Source organism: Myxococcus llanfairpwllgwyngyllgogerychwyrndrobwllllantysiliogogogochensis (assembly GCF_006636215.1).
GTDB lineage: Bacteria > Myxococcota > Myxococcia > Myxococcales > Myxococcaceae > Myxococcus > Myxococcus llanfairpwllgwyngyllgogerychwyrndrobwllllantysiliogogogochensis.
On record NZ_VIFM01000270.1, the window covers coordinates 1 to 15,039 of the forward strand.

General features: G+C 69.6%; 13 protein-coding genes and 1 pseudogene. 6 read left to right on the forward strand and 8 right to left on the reverse strand.

Annotation, left to right across the window (positions count from 1 at the left end):
- Positions 1-240 (reverse strand): annotated as a pseudogene (locus tag FJV41_RS40465) (hypothetical protein); the annotation flags it as partial.
- 25 nt (positions 241-265) lie between these two features.
- On the opposite strand from FJV41_RS40465, the gene plpQ reads away from it, so the two are divergent.
- The 4 genes from plpQ to FJV41_RS40485 all read left to right on the forward strand — a co-directional run bounded on the left by plpQ (position 266) and on the right by FJV41_RS40485 (position 5,420).
- Complete coding sequence (gene plpQ / locus FJV41_RS40470; protein WP_141647970.1) at positions 266-667, forward strand: motility regulator PlpA; 402 nt, start codon at positions 266-268, stop codon at positions 665-667.
- Positions 664-1,215 (forward strand): DUF192 domain-containing protein, encoded by a 552-nt coding sequence (locus FJV41_RS40475; RefSeq protein WP_141647971.1) that lies wholly within the window; start codon positions 664-666, stop codon positions 1,213-1,215. Before plpQ ends, FJV41_RS40475 begins: the two co-directional genes overlap by 4 nt.
- 153 nt (positions 1,216-1,368) lie before the next feature.
- Positions 1,369-3,726 (forward strand): alkaline phosphatase PhoX, encoded by a 2,358-nt coding sequence (locus FJV41_RS40480; protein WP_141647972.1) that lies wholly within the window; start codon positions 1,369-1,371, stop codon positions 3,724-3,726.
- Positions 3,727-3,755: 29 nt separating this feature from the next.
- On the forward strand, positions 3,756-5,420 hold the full coding sequence (locus FJV41_RS40485; protein WP_141647973.1) for an Aq_1262 family (lipo)protein: 1,665 nt from the start codon (positions 3,756-3,758) through the stop codon (positions 5,418-5,420).
- A 7-nt stretch (positions 5,421-5,427) separates the two neighbouring features.
- Here the strand turns inward: FJV41_RS40485 and FJV41_RS40490 are convergent, their stop codons facing one another.
- Positions 5,428-6,552: an EAL domain-containing protein gene (locus tag FJV41_RS40490; protein WP_246137722.1), complete on the reverse strand. Its 1,125-nt coding sequence runs from the start codon at positions 6,550-6,552 to the stop codon at positions 5,428-5,430.
- Positions 6,553-6,755: 203 nt separating this feature from the next.
- On the reverse strand, positions 6,756-7,994 hold the full coding sequence (locus tag FJV41_RS40495; RefSeq protein ID WP_141647975.1) for a hypothetical protein: 1,239 nt from the start codon (positions 7,992-7,994) through the stop codon (positions 6,756-6,758).
- A gap of 72 nt (positions 7,995-8,066) precedes the next feature.
- On the opposite strand from FJV41_RS40495, the gene FJV41_RS40500 reads away from it, so the two are divergent.
- Complete coding sequence (locus FJV41_RS40500) at positions 8,067-9,095, forward strand: zinc-binding dehydrogenase (protein WP_174487370.1); 1,029 nt, start codon at positions 8,067-8,069, stop codon at positions 9,093-9,095.
- 7 nt (positions 9,096-9,102) lie between these two features.
- Here the strand turns inward: FJV41_RS40500 and ybaK are convergent, their stop codons facing one another.
- The 3 genes from ybaK to purE are packed head-to-tail and all read right to left on the reverse strand — an operon-like array spanning position 9,103 to position 11,220.
- Positions 9,103-9,579 (reverse strand): Cys-tRNA(Pro) deacylase, encoded by a 477-nt coding sequence (gene ybaK / locus FJV41_RS40505; RefSeq protein ID WP_141647976.1) that lies wholly within the window; start codon positions 9,577-9,579, stop codon positions 9,103-9,105.
- Positions 9,580-9,583: 4 nt separating this feature from the next.
- Positions 9,584-10,726, reverse strand: a complete 1,143-nt coding sequence (gene purK, locus FJV41_RS40510; RefSeq protein WP_141647977.1) for a 5-(carboxyamino)imidazole ribonucleotide synthase — start codon at positions 10,724-10,726, stop codon at positions 9,584-9,586.
- Positions 10,723-11,220 carry a 5-(carboxyamino)imidazole ribonucleotide mutase gene (purE, locus tag FJV41_RS40515; RefSeq protein ID WP_141647982.1) on the reverse strand — a complete coding sequence of 166 codons (498 nt, stop codon included), beginning with the start codon at positions 11,218-11,220 and terminating at the stop codon, positions 10,723-10,725. Before purE ends, purK begins: the two co-directional genes overlap by 4 nt.
- 207 nt (positions 11,221-11,427) lie before the next feature.
- On the opposite strand from purE, the gene FJV41_RS40520 reads away from it, so the two are divergent.
- Positions 11,428-12,669: a hypothetical protein gene (locus FJV41_RS40520; protein WP_141647978.1), complete on the forward strand. Its 1,242-nt coding sequence runs from the start codon at positions 11,428-11,430 to the stop codon at positions 12,667-12,669.
- 103 nt (positions 12,670-12,772) lie between these two features.
- Here the strand turns inward: FJV41_RS40520 and FJV41_RS40525 are convergent, their stop codons facing one another.
- Together FJV41_RS40525 and cglC are read right to left on the reverse strand one after the other, a co-directional pair.
- Positions 12,773-14,194, reverse strand: coding sequence for a vWA domain-containing protein (locus FJV41_RS40525; protein ID WP_141647979.1), 1,422 nt, complete (start codon positions 14,192-14,194; stop codon positions 12,773-12,775).
- 86 nt (positions 14,195-14,280) lie between these two features.
- On the reverse strand, positions 14,281-14,802 hold the full coding sequence (gene cglC, locus FJV41_RS40530) for an adventurous gliding motility lipoprotein CglC (protein WP_141647980.1): 522 nt from the start codon (positions 14,800-14,802) through the stop codon (positions 14,281-14,283).
- Between the last annotated feature and the right edge of the window lie 237 nt (positions 14,803-15,039).

Consider the following 15,039-nt stretch of genomic DNA (forward strand, 5'->3'; position numbering starts at 1 on the left):
GGCCGGGGGCCTGGGGTCCTGGCCCAGAATGATGCGGCGCTCCTGGAAGGCGGCGGCGACGCCTGGACCCCCGCCGAGCAGGCCCACGGCGATGGCCAGGGCGAGGCTCAATTCGAAGCCGGGGACCCCGAAGAGGGGGAGGAGGACGAGGGCCGAGCCGCCGCCCGCCAGCAGGAGCAGGGGGGCCAGGACGGCCGGGCGGCGCGACAGAGCGCGGGCACGGGTGAGGACTTGCTCCATGGCCTCACCTATACTCCCCAGCCGCATGTCCGAACAGAAGACAGGTCCCGAGCACCGCCAGCACGGGCGCGCGCCCATCGAGCTGAAGGTCGACTACAAGAAGCTCAACTCGTTCTTCGCGGACTACACGAAGAACATCAGCAAGGGTGGCACGTTCATCAAGACGAAGAAGCCGCTGCCCATCGGCACGCGCTTCCTCTTCAAGCTGACGGTGCCGCACCGGGAGGCGCCCTTCGAGTTGTTGGGCGAGGTGGTGTGGTCCAAGGCGGACGGCGACGAGCCGGGCATGGGCATCCGCTTCATCTACAGCAGTGATTCGCAGCGGGTGGAGTTCGAGACGGTGGTGGAGCGGCTGATGTCCGACAGTCTCGGGCCGGAGCTCACCGAGAAGTTGCTCAACAAGCCGCTGCATCCCCAGCACCCATGAAGACGCCTCGTTGGCTCGCGCCCCTGCTCCTTCCGCTGCTGCTGGGCGCCTGCCAGCAGGAAGCGCAGGGCCAACAGCCTTCCACGCCTCCGGCCCCCGTGCGACCGCCTGTCACCGACGTCACCTCGAAGGACTATGTGAGCCCGCCGTTGCCGCGTGCGCATGTGCGGCTCAAGGACGCCTTTGGCGGGGTGCATCGGGTGGAGGTGGAGGTCGCCGCCACGCCGGATTCCCGTCAGCGCGGGTTGATGTGGCGCACGGAGCTGGCGGAGGGGAAGGGCATGTTGTTCCTCTTCCCGTCGCAGGAGATGCAGGGCTTCTGGATGCGCAACACGCTCATCTCCCTGGACATCATCTTCATCACCTCGGACCTGCACATCGCGGGGGTGGTGTCGCGCGCGGTGCCGAAGACGCTCGACTCGCGTTCGGTGGGCGCGCCCAGTCAGTACGTGCTGGAGGTGCCCGCGGGCTGGGCGGAGAAGAAGGGCGTGCGCAAGGGCGCGCAGGTGGAGTTCGAGGGCGTGTCGACCATTAGCATCGCCCCCTGACTTCGGTGCTCGTTGCCCGTGCGTGACGTTGCGCGCGCGTGACGTGATGAAGAAGTGACGCACTGAACAAGCCGCTGCCACATGGCCTCCTCAGGATGCGCTCGCGCCCGGACACGCTCGTGTCGGGCGCGAAACCCCTGGAGGAAGTGCTTCATGTCTTCACGACTGCTGCGGCTCGCGACCGGCGCGATGCTTCTGGGTAGCACCCTGTCCATCACCGCTTGCGAAGGTGACACGGGCCCCGCCGGTCCCGCTGGCTCCAACGGACAGGATGGCGCGGATGGACAGCCCGGCACCCCGGGTGACGATGGCGACCCCGGCGAGAACGGTGGGCCCGGCCCCGCGGGCCCCGGTTCCCAGGGACAGCCTGGCCCCGGTGCCGTGACGCGCGCCCCCGGTGTGGAGGCCGGCACCCCACTGTCTTCCGTCATCGCGCTCACGTTCCGTGGAGACCTGGGCACCGGCGCGACGAACCTCGCGGAGTACGTGAAGGCTCGCGTGGACCAGTTCGTCGCCGGCTCGCTGCCGACACCGCTCGTCTTCCCCTTGCCTCCCGCGTCGACCGACTCGGTGCGCACGGTGCCGGGCCTGTTCTCCTCCACGGTCATCAAGTGGATGGACCCCATCACCTTCAGCAAGACGGGTGCTCGTTTCGGCGCCAACGTCGACTACATCGCGTTCTTCGGTGACGGCTGGTCCGCCCAGGGCAACGCGCCCCAGTTCAAGGGGAGCGGCTCGGCGGGATGGATGTGGATCAACCACGAGTACATCTCCGGCACGAAGCCCCGCGTCGGCACCGCACCCATCGGCCAGCACCTGGACTTCGCGCGCTTCCTGCGCAACAGCGGGACGTTGTCCAACTCGGTGACGGATGGCACCACGTGGCAGGACGACGCGCTCATCGCCTACAACAAGGAATGGAAGAAGCAGGTGGGCGGCACCTGGATTCGCGTGGTGCAGGACCCGGCCACCGGCGAGTGGGCCGTGGACCGCAACGCGGGCAACCTGCGCTACGACGCCTCCAGCACGACGCTGGCGAAAGTCGTCGGCATGACGCTGTCCGGCGTGGACCGTGACGACTCCGGCGCCGACCTGGCCTCGGGCGTGGTCGCCGGCACGCACTCCAACTGCTCCGGCGGACAGACGCCGTGGGGCACCATCTTCACGGGCGAGGAGAACGTGCAGGGCGTCTACGGCGATCCGGAAGGTGGCCTGTGGACCGGGAAGAACGACTGGATTCCCAACGCGCCCGGCATGGTGACGGGGGCTCCGCTCGCGCCGGACTTCTCGTCTCCCACGTCGGGCGACATGATCAGCTCCGACTCTCGCTCGTCGCACCGGAAGGACGGCTACGGCTTCCTCACCGAAATCGACCCGGGCCAGCCGGCGGACCTCTGGTACGGCAAGGACGCGTCGAAGCCCGGCGCGGGCCACCGCAAGCTCGGTGTCATGGGCCGCGCCCACTGGGAGAACGCGGCCTTCGTCGTCGACGCGAACTGGAAACTGCTCGTCGACCAGCCCATCGTCATCTACGGCGGCGATGACCGCCGAGGCGGGCGCATCTTCAAGTTCGTCTCCAGCCGTCCGTACACGGCGGGCATGACGAAGGCGGAGATTCGCGCGCTGCTCGACCAGGGCACGCTCTACGCCGCGCACTTCGCCGGCCTGGACAACGGCACCGGGGACACGCTGGTGGGCGGTGTCATCCCCACCGAGCAGGCGCCTGGACAGGGGCGCTGGGTGGCGCTGAGCCTGGACAGCGCGGACCTCGCGCCGAACGGCGAGGCGCTCGGGCAGCCGACGATGACGGTGGGCACCGCGCTGCGCGACGTCAGCTACAACGCCATTGGCGGCTTCACGGACGACGACCAGGTGCGCAAGCTGCTGTGGACGGCGGCGAACAAGGTCGGCGTCATGGAACTCAACCGTCCCGAGGACCTCGAGTGGAACCCGAAGGACCCCAGCGGCACGCCGCTGCTGTACGTGGCTTTCACCGAGCACGGCGACCCGACGGCGCTGGACCAGCAGGGCCGTGTCGCCACCGCCACGCGAGGGCCTGATGGGGCCTGGGTGACGAAGGCGCGCGGCGCCACGGACAACCGGGCGACGGACCGGGTGGGCTCCATCTTCGGCATGCGCGAGGCCAACCCGGCGGCACCGGGCGGCTCGCGGACGTTCACCTTCTTCCGCGTGTGGAAGGGCGAGACGGCGGCGACGAGCGCCATGCCGGAGTTCTCCGCGGCCAAGCCGGACAACCTCGCCATCGACCGTGACGGCGGGGTGTGGTTCGGCACCGACGGCAACTTCGGCGTCAACAAGGTGGCCGACGGCGTCTACTACCTGAACCAGAGCCCGGCGCATCGGGACAGCGCGTACTTCCGCAAGGCCTTCCGCGTGCTGTCCATGCCGAGCGACGCGGAGGCCACCGGCCCCGCGTTCAGCGCGGACATGAAGACCCTGTTCGTCAGCGTCCAGCATCCGGGCGAGGACAGCTACAGCGTCTGGCCGTAGTCGCGCGCCCGTCCAGGAGAACGACACCCATGCCCATCATGTCGAAGGGAGGCGCCAGAGGCGTCCTCGTCCTGTGCCTCGCGCTGGGAAGCCTGCTCGCCTCCGCGGGGGTGTGGAGGCAGCGTGGTTCCACGCGCATCCCCGAGCCTCCCTTCGACCCGCTCGCGCAAGCCCTGGCGAGCGGGAGCACCGTGGCCAACCGTGAGGCCCCCATTCCGTCCATGTGTTACACGAAGACGGAAGGTGTCTCGAACCCCTGTTGGACGTGCCACACCGGGGGCGTCGGCTTCAACGTCATGGACGACGAGTCCTTGCAGGCCGAGTACGCCTTCAGCGACGTGGGCCTGCTGAACCAGTGGAGCAACCTCTTCGTCGACCGCACCGCCGCGCTCGCGGACATCTCCGACGACGAGGTGCTGAAGTACATCCGCGAGGACAACTACGCGTCACTGCGCGAGTCGTTGCTCCAGCGTCCCGGTGGCTTCAAGGGCTGGGTGCCGGACCTGAACCTCTCGCGAGGCTTCGACGCGGAGGGCTTCGCGCTCGACGGAAGTGGCTGGCGAGCCGTCCGCTACAAGCCGTTTCTCGGCACGTTCTGGCCGACGAATGGAAACACGGACGACGTCTTCATCCGGCTCCCGGAGGTGTTCCAGCGCGACGCCGACGGAACGCTCTCGCGAGACGTGTACCGGCTCAACCTCGCCATCCTCGAAGCGGCGATGACGGTGGACCCCGGGCTGCTGGAGGTGGCGGCGGCGCGGCGACGGGTGGAGCCGGTGGACGAGCGCTCGGGGGGCGTGGATGTGAATGGGGACGGCGTGTTGACCTCCGGTGTCGAGGAGGTGCGCGGCCTGCCGAAGACCTACGCGGGAGGCGCCGCGAGAATCGCCGTGCGCCGGGACTTCTATCCGCGCGGCGTCGAGTTCCTCCACACCGTGCGGTACGTGGACCCGGATGCGCCCACGTTGTTGTCGGCGCGCATGAAGGAGGTCCGCTACTCGCGCAAGGACGAGGAGTACGCGGGAGACCAGGTGATGGCCTTCTATGCGGCGGAGCAGGAGAAGAAGCTGCGCAACCGGCTGCCCGCGTTTCCGGGCACGCCCGAGCTGGGGCTCATCAACGAGTTCGGCTGGCGCCTCCAGGGCTTCATCGAGGACGCGAAGGGCCGCCTGCGGGTGCAGACGTTGGAGGAACACGCGTTCTGCATGGGCTGTCACACCAACCTGGGCGTGACGGTGGACCAGACCTTCGGATTCCCGCGCAAGGTGCCGGGCAGGGAAGGGTGGCGGCATCAAGACCTGCGCGGCATCCCCGACGTGCCACAGGTGGGCCATGCGAAGCCGGAGGTGCTCACGTACTTCGAGCGGGTGAAGGGCGGCGACGAGTTCCGCGCGAACGAGGAGCTGCTCACGCGCTTCTTTCCGAAAGGCACGGTGGATGAGACGTCCGTGCGCCGGGCCGCGCGGGGAGGGGACAAGGACCTGGCATGGCTGCTGACGCCGTCGCGCGAGCGGGCCGTGGCCCTGGGCCGCGCGTACATGGTGCTGGTGCGTGAGCAGGGCTTCACGAAGGGCCGCGACACGCTGCTGGCGCCTCCGAGGAACGTGCTGCCCCAGGTGGAGAACGGCTCCACGGGACTGGAAGACGCGGGCCTCATCTTCGAGGACGGTCGCCTGCACCTCGCGTGGGAGTGAGCCGGGCCTACTTCGCCGTGTGGCGCTCCACGAGCTCGGTGGCGCGCAGCAGCAACTGCTTCATGGTGACGGTGCCCAGGAACTCGCCCTGTGCATCCGTCACCACCACGGGGTCGTAGACGGCCTCCGGCGCGCGCGCCATCGCCAGTCCAACGAGCGCCGTCACCGCCATCTGGTCCTCGACCACCAGCGGAAGCTCTTGCCGCCCGCCACCCGCCGCGAGGCTCCGCCGTGTCACGAGCGTCTGGGGCCGCGCGCCGTCCAGCACCACCACGTGGTCCACCTGCGGCGCATCGCGGAAGAGGTTCGTCACCGCCTCTGACGTCGCCGTCGCATCGGCCGTGGCCCGGCGAATGACGAGACCGCCCACCGTGCTGTCATCCGCGCGCTCGCGCAGGAGCAGCGCGCGCATGGCCACGCGACGTCGCGCCTCGAAGGCCTCCGTGGGACGTCCGGGAATCGGCGCGGGACGGGCGAGCAGATATCCCTGCGCGTGACGGATGCCCAGCCGCAGCAGCACCGTCATCTCCTCCCACGTCTCCACGCCCTCGGCGATGAGGATGGCGTCCACGCTGGAGGAGAACGCCACCAGCGACTTCACCAGGTGCTGCCGGTAGTCGTGCAGGTGGATGTCCCGCACCAGGGCCTGGTCCAGTTTGATGAAGCGCGGCACGCAGTGCACCAGCGTCACCAGTCCGGAGTGTCCCGCGCCGAAGTCATCCAGCGCGAGCCCGAAGCCCTGCTCCGAGCACTCACGCGTCAGGCGCTGCAGCAGCGCACCATCCTCGATGACCGCCTTCTCGGTGAGCTCCAGCACCAGATGCCGGGGCCCCAGCCCGTGCCGCTCCAGGAGCGCCAGCGTGGAGCCATCCCCGAAGCGCGGGTCGCTCAACACGTCCGGACTCACGTTGAAGAAGAAGGGCGCGCGCCGCTGGTCCTCCGGCAACGTGGAGATGCGGCGCAGCGCGGACGTCCAGCACGCGCGCTCCAGCTCCCACGTGTAGCCCGACATCCTCGCGTGCGTGAACAGCTCGTGCGGTGACTCGAGCGTTCCCTGTCCGCGCGACAGCACCTCGTGTCCGATGACCTCGCCATCTCGCAAGTCGACGATGGGCTGGAAGGCGGAAGTCACCCCGGGCTCGGAGCCGTTCCACAACCAGAGAGGAATCGGACCGGGCTGTCGGACGAGGGGGTGGGTCATGACGGGGCAAATGTTACCTGACGGTACCCACGTCTACAGTTCATGCCTGCGCACTACCGTCACAACTCTTACTCAGCGTACGAGCCGACGGCCTCCCACCGGCTCGATTGGCCCTGACATCCGGGGAATCCTGCTCATGGGACGCGAATTCGAGAATCCGCGCCTGCTTCGGAGGGCCCCTCCTCGACGGGTTGGACCGGGTTGACAGCCGAGGGCGAGTCCGTCCGGACGGGCTCGGGGACCTGGGCCAGCGTCGCCTGGGTGGCCACCGCGTCCAGGCTCTGACCTTCTTCCCACTGCACGGAGGACAGCGCGCGGAACCGACGCGCGAGCGATGACAGCTCCGCGGCCTTGAGCTGGGCCTGTCCACTGCGCAGCGACAGCAGTGCCACGCGCGCGCGCTCCAGCAGGGCGACTTCCGCGCGCAGCCTCGCGAGGATTCGCTCGCGTCGCAGCTTGAGTTCTCCCAGCCGCTCGACCTCTTCCGCCAGCGACGCGGCCGCGGACTCCAACTGTCGACGCGCCACCGCATCCGTGCTGGCCTTGGCGCTGCGTTCCAGCTCCGCGCGCTCGGCCTGCAGCTCCGCCTGGGCGCGCTCCTCGAGCTGCGCTTCCACGCCAGCCCACTCGGAGGCCAGCTCCACCGCGTCGCGAGTGATTCTCGCCAGCGTGCGGGCCAGCTCTTCTCGGGCGGGCTCTCGGGGCAACAACGCGAGCGACTGACCGCACTGGCGATACAGCGCGAGCGCGCGCTCACACTGCGTCCGGAAGTCACCGGCCAGTCGGGGAATCAGCTCCTCGGCGCGGGCCTCCACGGGGTCCGCGGTGAGGGCCAGGTGCGCGGCCACCGAACTCAGCCCCACGAAGAGTCCCAGGATGGCGCCCGTCGCTCCCGCCGCGAGCAGCGCGGGCGTGGCCAGGTCCGCCAGCCGCGCGGAGAACACGCGGGCAATCTCCACGCCGCCCAGCGTGAGCCCCGCGCTCAGCAGCGCGCCGAGCCCCAGGTGCACGAGGGTGGGGCGCGCCTCCGCCACCTGTCCCTCCACGCCCTTCTCGCTCAGCCGCGCGCGCACCAGCAGAGAGCCCGCCGCCGCCGCGCTGCACGCCACCGTCCAGGCGGGCGCCATTCCCAGCGCATACGGCACCGCCGTCAGCACCACACCCAGTCCCCCCAGGAGGATGCGGTCCCAGCGGTCTCCCTGGGCACACGCCAGCACCACGGCGGCGGGCACGAGCCAGGCCAGCGGCAAGGGCAGTCCGATGCGAGCGGTGACGAGCTGCAACAGGCCCGCGCCGGCCCCCGCGGCGAGGGCGCGCGTCACGGTGCGCTCAAAGGCTTCGCGGTGGTGCAACTGCAAAATGGTGGCGTTCATCGACACTCCGGACCCGGAGGAGGCCCAAGGGACTCCCCCTTTCACGTACGGGCGAATTAAAAGGTCTGCCGGATGAAAGCCCCCCCTGTCCCCGTGGTGATGCGCGCGCTGGTCCTCAAGGCCTATGACGGGCGGCCGGAATCCCTCCAGGTGGAGCGCCGCGCCGTTCCCCGACCTTCCGCGAAGCAGGTGCTGGTGCGCATGGCGGCGTCGCCGATCAACCCGGCGGACCTCCAGTTCGTGCGGGGCCAGTACGGGGTGCGCAACGCGCTGCCCACGGTGCCGGGCTTCGAGGGCAGTGGCACGGTGGTGGCCTCGGGAGGCCTGGCGGGGCAGTTGCTCGTGGGGCGTCGCGTCGCGTGTGTCGCGCCCGTGGGCGGAGATGGCCTGTGGGCGGAGTACGCGGCGGTGCCGTTGCAGCAGTGCATCCCCCTGCGCGCGCACATCACCTTCGAGCAGGGTGCCAGCCTCTTCGTGAACCCCTTCACCGCGTGGGTGCTGATGGAGCGCGCGCGCGAGGGCGCGCACGTGGCGCTGGCGCAGACGGGCGCGGCGAGCAGCGTGGGGCGGATGCTGGGCGCGCTGGCGCGGCGGCGAGGCGTGCCCATGGTGCACGTGGTGCGGCGCGCGGAGCAGGTGGACCTCTTGCGCGGCCTGGGCGCGGAGCACGTGCTGAGCAGCGACGAGCCGGAGTTCCAGGAGCGGCTGCGCCTCATGTGTCACCAGCTCAAGGTGTCACTCGCCTTCGACGCGGTGGCGGGGCGGCTGACGGGTCAGTTGTTGGGCGCCTTGCCCGAGGGCGGTCGCGTGACGGTGTATGGCGCGCTGTCGGAGCAGGAGTGCCGCTTCGACCCGGGCGACGTCATCTTCGGGCGCAAGACGGTGGACGGCTTCGCGCTTTCTGAGTGGGCGCGGCGGGGCTTCGGCCGCGAGCAGCTCAAGGCGCTGATGGGCGTGCCGTCCCTGGTGGGCCGTGAGCTGGAGACGCCGGTGCGCGCGCGGCTGCCGCTGGAGTCGGCGGGGGATGCGGTGCGCATCGCCTCGGCGGACATGACGTCCGGCAAGGTGCTCTTCATGCCGGAGCAGGGGTCGATGGTGTGAAGGCCGCTCAGGCCTTGTCGCGGGAGATGGGGCCGAGCTTCGCCTTCGTCACCCGCAGGTAGTCGGCCGGCGCCAGCACCAACTGCGTGCCGCGAACGCCCGCGGACACGGCCACCTCGTCGAACAGCTCCAGCGTCTCATCGACGTAGACGGGATAGTCCTTCTTCCCGCCGATGGCCGTGCAGCCGCCGCGCACATAGCCGGTGAGTGGCTGGAGTTCCTTCAGCGGCACCGTGTCCACCTTGCGGTCTCCGCTCAGCCGGGCCAGCGCCTTGAGGTCCAGCTCCGCGTTGCCGGGCACCACCGCCATCAGCACGCCGGTGCGGTCGCCCCGCGCGACGAGCGTCTTGAAGACCTGCTCCGGTGGCATGCCCACCTTGGCGGCCACCGACTCCGCGGAGAGGTCCTCCGGGTCCACCTCGTAGTCGCGCAGCGAGTACTTCACGCCCAACGAGTCGAGCAGCCGCGCGGCGTTCGTCTTCATGGCCTCAGACTCCGAGCACCGCGGCCGCCGCCTTCACCCGCGCGAGTGCGTCCTCGGGCGTGGTGCCCACCGCGGACAGGTGCCCCATCTTCCGGCCCTTGCGCGCGTCGCGCTTGCCATACAGGTGCAGGCGCACGCCGGGCAGCGCCAGCGCGTCCTCGAACCGGGGGCCGCCTTCGCGCAGCCACAAGTCCCCGAGCAGGTTGACGATGGCCGCCGGACGCACCACCTCCACCGAACCCAGGGGCAGGTTGCACGCCGCGCGCACCGCCTGCTCGAACTGCGAGGTGAGGCAGGCCACCTCCGTCGAGTGGAAGCTGTTGTGCGGACGCGGCGCCAGCTCGTTCACCAGCACGGTGCCGTCGCGCAGCAGGAACAGCTCCAGCACCAGCAGTCCCTCCACCTGGAGCGCCTCGGTGATGTCGCGGGCCAGCTCCGTGGCTCGCTCGGCGACGCCGGCCGGCAGCGGGCCGGGGAGCAGCGACCACGCGAGGATGCGCTCCTCATGGTGGTTGAACGCGGGCGGGTACACCGCCAGCTCGCCCTTCGGACTGCGCGCCACCAGCACGGACAGCTCCGACTGGAGGTCCAGCGCGGCCTCCACCACGACGGAGCGCTCACCCAGCTCGCGCCATGCGGCGGGAGCCTCGGCGGGCGTCTTGACTTCCACCTGACCGCGCCCGTCGTAGCCGCCCTCGCTCGACTTCACGAAGCACCGGCCGCCCAGCGCCTGGATGGCCTGGGCCAGCTCGTCGGCCGAGTGCGCCTCACGCCACGGCCCCACGGGGAAGCCGCCCTTCGCGAGCCAGCCCTTCTGTCGGCCTCGGTGCTGGATGACGTGCAGCACGGACGCGCCCGGACGCATGGGCGTGTGGCGGGCCACCGCCTCCAGCGTGGCCAGCGGCACCTTCTCGATTTCGAGCGTCACGGTGTCGCAGCCTTTCGCCAGCTCCTCGGCGGCGGCGATGTCCGCGAAGGAAGCGGTGAGGCAGCGGTCGACGACGGAGCGCGCGGGGCACGTCGCGTCCGGGTCCAACGCCTGCACCTGGAAGCCGAGCGTGCGCGCGGCCAGCGCCATCATCCGCCCGAGCTGCCCCCCGCCGAGGATGCCAATCGTCCCGCCGGGGAGCACCACGCGAGGGCTCATGACAGCTCCCGGTGGGCCATGACTTCGTCGGTGCGCGCCTTGCGCCAGGCGGCCAGCCGCTCGCGCACCTCCGGGTACTTCAGCGCGAGGATGGCCGCGGCGTGCAGGGCGGCGTTGGCCGCGCCCGGCTTGCCAATGGCCTGCGTCCCCACGGGCACGCCCTTGGGCATCTGGACGATGGAGAGCAGCGCGTCGATGCCGTTGAGCAGCGTGGTGGGCATGGGCACGCCGATGACCGGCAGCAGCGTCTTCGCGGACACCATGCCCGGCAGGTGGGCGGCGCCACCGGCGGCGGCGATGATGAGCGACAGGCCCCGCGACTCGGCGGTGGACGCGTACTCCATCATCCAGTCCGGCGTGCGATGCGCGGAGACCACCCGCACCTCGTGCGGGATGCCCAGCTCCTTCAGCACGTCGATGCCCGGCTGCAGGTACTCGAGGTCACTCTTGCCGCCCATGATGACCCCGACCCAAGGGGTGTTTCCGCTCGCCATTCGGTCCACGCCTCCGTGCCTCCAGCCGAAGGCGGGAGGAACGCGGAGATAGGGCCGGGCGATTCCGACGGTCAACCTGGAAGTCACCCTTCGCGCCCGCGTGCACGGAGGGTGCGCTCGCTCGCTTCGACTCACGCCCCACTCGAGCCACGCATTCCCTGTGTGCTCGTCTGGCGTCTTTCAATCCAGTCATGTCAGATTATTCCGATGAAAATCCCCCTCCATCGTGTCGTCGTTCATCGAGCGTTCGCTCCAGGACTTCTCTGTGTCCTGGTGGGCCTGGGCTGTCAGGCAGGGGGCGATGACACCGAGCCGCCCGTGCGTGGACAGGCCGTGGTGGCTTCGCTGGACTCGCCATCCTCGCTGCCCACGAGCCACCATCAGATCGTCTTCAGCGCGAGCGGCCCCATTGACGGGATGCACTGCGTCGCCATCGACGAGCCCCAGGACCCGAATGGCTGGAGTGACAATTACCTGTGCTCGCCGACGGACCTCGGCTTCGTCTGGGTCCACGCCGACGAGCTGCCCCTGCCCCTCATGCGTTGCACTCCCGTGACGGAGCGCTCGGAGCCCGGGAGTTCGTGGGCCGAGAACTATCTGTGCATCCCTCACGAGTCTCCGCTCACCCTGACCTGGTCCAGCGCGGGGCCGTTGCTCGGCAAGGAGTGCGTCAGCTTCAACGAGCCCCAGGACCCTCACGGGTGGAGTGACAACTACCTCTGCCTGGAGGCGCCGCTGGTGATGCGCTTCAGCGCGTCGGGCCCCATCGAAGGGATGACCTGCACGCTGATGAACGAGCTGGCCGACCTCGCGGGAGGGTGGGGGGACAACTATCTCTGCACGAACAAGGACATCGGCCTGCGCTGGACCATGGACGGCACCTTGCCGGCCGGGGCGCGCTGCAACCCGATTGTCGAGAGCGCGGAGCCGGCGGAGACCACGTGGCACGACAACTTCCTGTGCGTGCCCGAGGAGGCGGAAGCGATGTTCGCCTTTTCGTCAGCGGGACCGCTCCAGGGCCCGGACTGGCGCTGCACCCGGTTGCTGGAGACGGAGGACCCCCATACCTGGGACGACAACTACCTCTGCTACCGCGAGGTGCCGCTGGGGTTCCAGTTCTCCTCCGCTGGCCCCATCCAGGGCAAGGCGTGCACGGCCATCACGGAGACGACCGACGTGGCGGGCACGTGGAACGACAACTTCCTGTGCGCCGAGCGCGACGTGGGCCTGCGCTGGAGCGAGACCGGGGCGATTTCGGGCATGCGCTGCACGCGCATCCGCATGTCAGGGGAGACGGGGTGGGATGACAACTACCTCTGCGTGCCGCCGACCTCCGCCCTGAACTTCGTGTGGTCTCAGATGGGCCGCTACGCCAACAAGATCTCCGTGCCCTTCGCGGAGCCCGCGGATCCCCACGCCAACTGGATGGACGCGTACCTCTGCTACTAGCCGTCCCCTGAAATGAAACACCCCGCCTCCGCCCGGCGCTGTCGAGCACCGTGCGGGAGCGGGGTGGGGCGGCGGGCCCGAGTGAGGCGCAAGGCCTCGAAGGTCAGTAGGTGGAGCCCACCTTGCCGAAGCCGCGCAGCGCCTTCACCTTGGACTTCTTCGTGGCGGAGCGGACCTCCTCTTCGCTTCCGGCGCTCTCGTACTCGTCCAGCGTGGCCTGCTGCTCGGCCAGGTCCGAGGCCACCGCCGCCGGGCTCGCCACGGTGCTGGCCTCCTTGAACATCACCTGGTTCTGCTGGATGTAGCCCTTGGCCTCGTCGCGGCGGCCCTCGCGCAGGGCCTCGGCGGCCTTCTGGAGGTTCTGCGCGCTGCGCGCCCGCACCGCGTACACCGTGGCGTCCTTGTCCTGCCTCGCGACAACCTCTTCCTGCCGGTCCGTCACCACCGCGGACAGGGCGGCGCCGTTCTCCACGCCCACGTTGCGGATGAGGTCGGTGTAGTTGAGCGTCAGGTCCGTCACCCGCACCGTCTGGCCCACCGCGTCGCCCGTCGTCGACAGGCGCACGACGACGCGCTCCAACTGGCCGGCGGAGAAGTTCGGCAGCGACACCATCACCTGGTTGCCGGACTGCCGCGCGTTGTAACCCAGCACCTCGCCCAGCACCGTGCCCGAGGGCAGCGTGAAGGTCAGCGTCACGTCCCGCGCCACCGTGGTGGAGGCCTGCTGGAGGTCCTTCTGGAAGAGCGCGGCCAACTGGCCGGCGTCCTCCAGGTAGCCGTACGCACCGGCGCCGTACTCGGCGAAGCCCTGCATCAGGTCCTCGTTGAAGTCGGTGCCCACGCCAATGGCGCTCACCGTGATTCCCGTGGCGCGCAGCTCGCGCACCTGCCGCGTCAGGCCCTCGTCGTCGGTGACGCCCTCGGTGGGCTGGCCGTCGCTCAGGAGGATGAGCCGGTTGACGCCGAAGCCCTCCTGCGCGGTGGACAGCTGGTAGCGGCCCGCGGACAGGCCCGCCGAGATGTTGGTGCCGCCGTCATCCCAGATGCCATCCACGTACTGGAGCATCCGCTCGCGCTGCGCGGGCGTGGCCTGCGCCGACGGAAGGCTCTTCACGTCCGAGCCGTAGTGGACGATGGCCAGCCGGTCCTCGTCCCGCAGCAGCCCCACCAGGTGCCGCGCGGCCTGCTTCGCCTGCGCCAGCTTGTAGCCGCTCATGGAGCCCGACCGGTCGATGACCAGCGCCAGATTCACGGGGCGGCGCTTGGAGCCGGGGACCTCCGCGCCCGTCAGGTCCACCGTGGCGAAGACCTCCGAGCTGCCCGCGGGCACATACGGATGCGACAGGCGGCTCGTCATCGTCAGCGAGCCGGGCGTGCCTTGCACGGGGAGGGGAGGCGTCGGAGGCGGCGTCTTCACCTCGACGACGGGCTCCGTCCTCGGGCGGGTCACCTGGGGCAGGCCCAGCACCAGGGCGGTGAGGGCCAGGCCACCGGCCAGGGACAGGAAGAGGACCGTTCGATTCATGAGGCAGGGCTCCTTGCGCGGACGACGCGGGCCCTGCCTTTACGAATCAAGCGCGGGAAAAGGTCTACCTCCCGCGCACGAAAGTGTCACCCACCCTGCGCGCTGATGTTCCCGGCGCAGAAGAAGGGCGAGTTGTTCTCGCCGAAGGTCCGTCGGTAGAAGTCCTCATCCGCGGAACGCAGCGCGTCGAGCGTGTCCTCGTCCAGCAGCAGCGAGCGGCAGGTCATCCGGCCCGGCAGGTCCGGATTCACGTCGGAGGTGTCCTTCACCTCGCACGCGTCGGAGCTGGCCCCGTCGATGCACGGCTTGCTGCAGTAACCCATCGCCGGCGCCGTCGGGTTCACCGCGCCATCCTCGGTGCGCGCGCGGGGGTAGTCCTGATCCCGCACACAGATGAGGTCCTCGCACTCGACGGAACCAAAGGAGATGAAGTCCTGGCGGTTCGCCACTTCACTCTCCAGCACCGGCATGGTCTTGGTCGGCGAGTTCTCCTCGGGCAGCGCCTTCCGGACCAGGGTGCACGGCTTGCCAATCTCGCTGCTGACCTTGCATCCCCCGAGCAACAGCGCGGTGGACACGAGGAAGGCGGCTCGCACGGACATCTTCATGAGACCTCGACAAGGGGGAGGGGGCACGGGGGGCCCACGACTAGCGCGCCCAGGGTAGCACAGCACCTCTGGGTGCCAACGCTCACACACTGCGGTGTCCACTCTGGAATTGTTCAGGAATACCGGAGAGATACAGAGTAGACAGGCATGCGCTGGGCGGTTGCTGCTCGGGAATACGACCGATAGGATGGCGAAGCGAAGAGTCGCGCTGAACCCCCGGTGGAGTCTTTCCCCCCC

What these genes read in the sequence shown, in the direction of transcription:
- plpQ (WP_141647970.1), top strand. Translation starts at nt 266, where the DNA reads ATGTCCGAACAGAAGACAGGTCCCGAGCACCGCCAGCACGGGCGCGCG.
- FJV41_RS40475 (WP_141647971.1), top strand. Translation starts at nt 664, where the DNA reads ATGAAGACGCCTCGTTGGCTCGCGCCCCTGCTCCTTCCGCTGCTGCTG.
- FJV41_RS40480 (WP_141647972.1), top strand. Translation starts at nt 1,369, where the DNA reads ATGTCTTCACGACTGCTGCGGCTCGCGACCGGCGCGATGCTTCTGGGT.
- FJV41_RS40485 (WP_141647973.1), top strand. Translation starts at nt 3,756, where the DNA reads ATGCCCATCATGTCGAAGGGAGGCGCCAGAGGCGTCCTCGTCCTGTGC.
- FJV41_RS40495 (WP_141647975.1), bottom strand. Translation starts at nt 7,994, where the DNA reads ATGAACGCCACCATTTTGCAGTTGCACCACCGCGAAGCCTTTGAGCGC.
- FJV41_RS40500 (WP_174487370.1), top strand. Translation starts at nt 8,067, where the DNA reads ATGAAAGCCCCCCCTGTCCCCGTGGTGATGCGCGCGCTGGTCCTCAAG.
- ybaK (WP_141647976.1), bottom strand. Translation starts at nt 9,579, where the DNA reads ATGAAGACGAACGCCGCGCGGCTGCTCGACTCGTTGGGCGTGAAGTAC.
- purK (WP_141647977.1), bottom strand. Translation starts at nt 10,726, where the DNA reads ATGAGCCCTCGCGTGGTGCTCCCCGGCGGGACGATTGGCATCCTCGGC.
- purE (WP_141647982.1), bottom strand. Translation starts at nt 11,220, where the DNA reads ATGGCGAGCGGAAACACCCCTTGGGTCGGGGTCATCATGGGCGGCAAG.
- FJV41_RS40520 (WP_141647978.1), top strand. Translation starts at nt 11,428, where the DNA reads ATGAAAATCCCCCTCCATCGTGTCGTCGTTCATCGAGCGTTCGCTCCA.
- FJV41_RS40525 (WP_141647979.1), bottom strand. Translation starts at nt 14,194, where the DNA reads ATGAATCGAACGGTCCTCTTCCTGTCCCTGGCCGGTGGCCTGGCCCTC.
- cglC (WP_141647980.1), bottom strand. Translation starts at nt 14,802, where the DNA reads ATGAAGATGTCCGTGCGAGCCGCCTTCCTCGTGTCCACCGCGCTGTTG.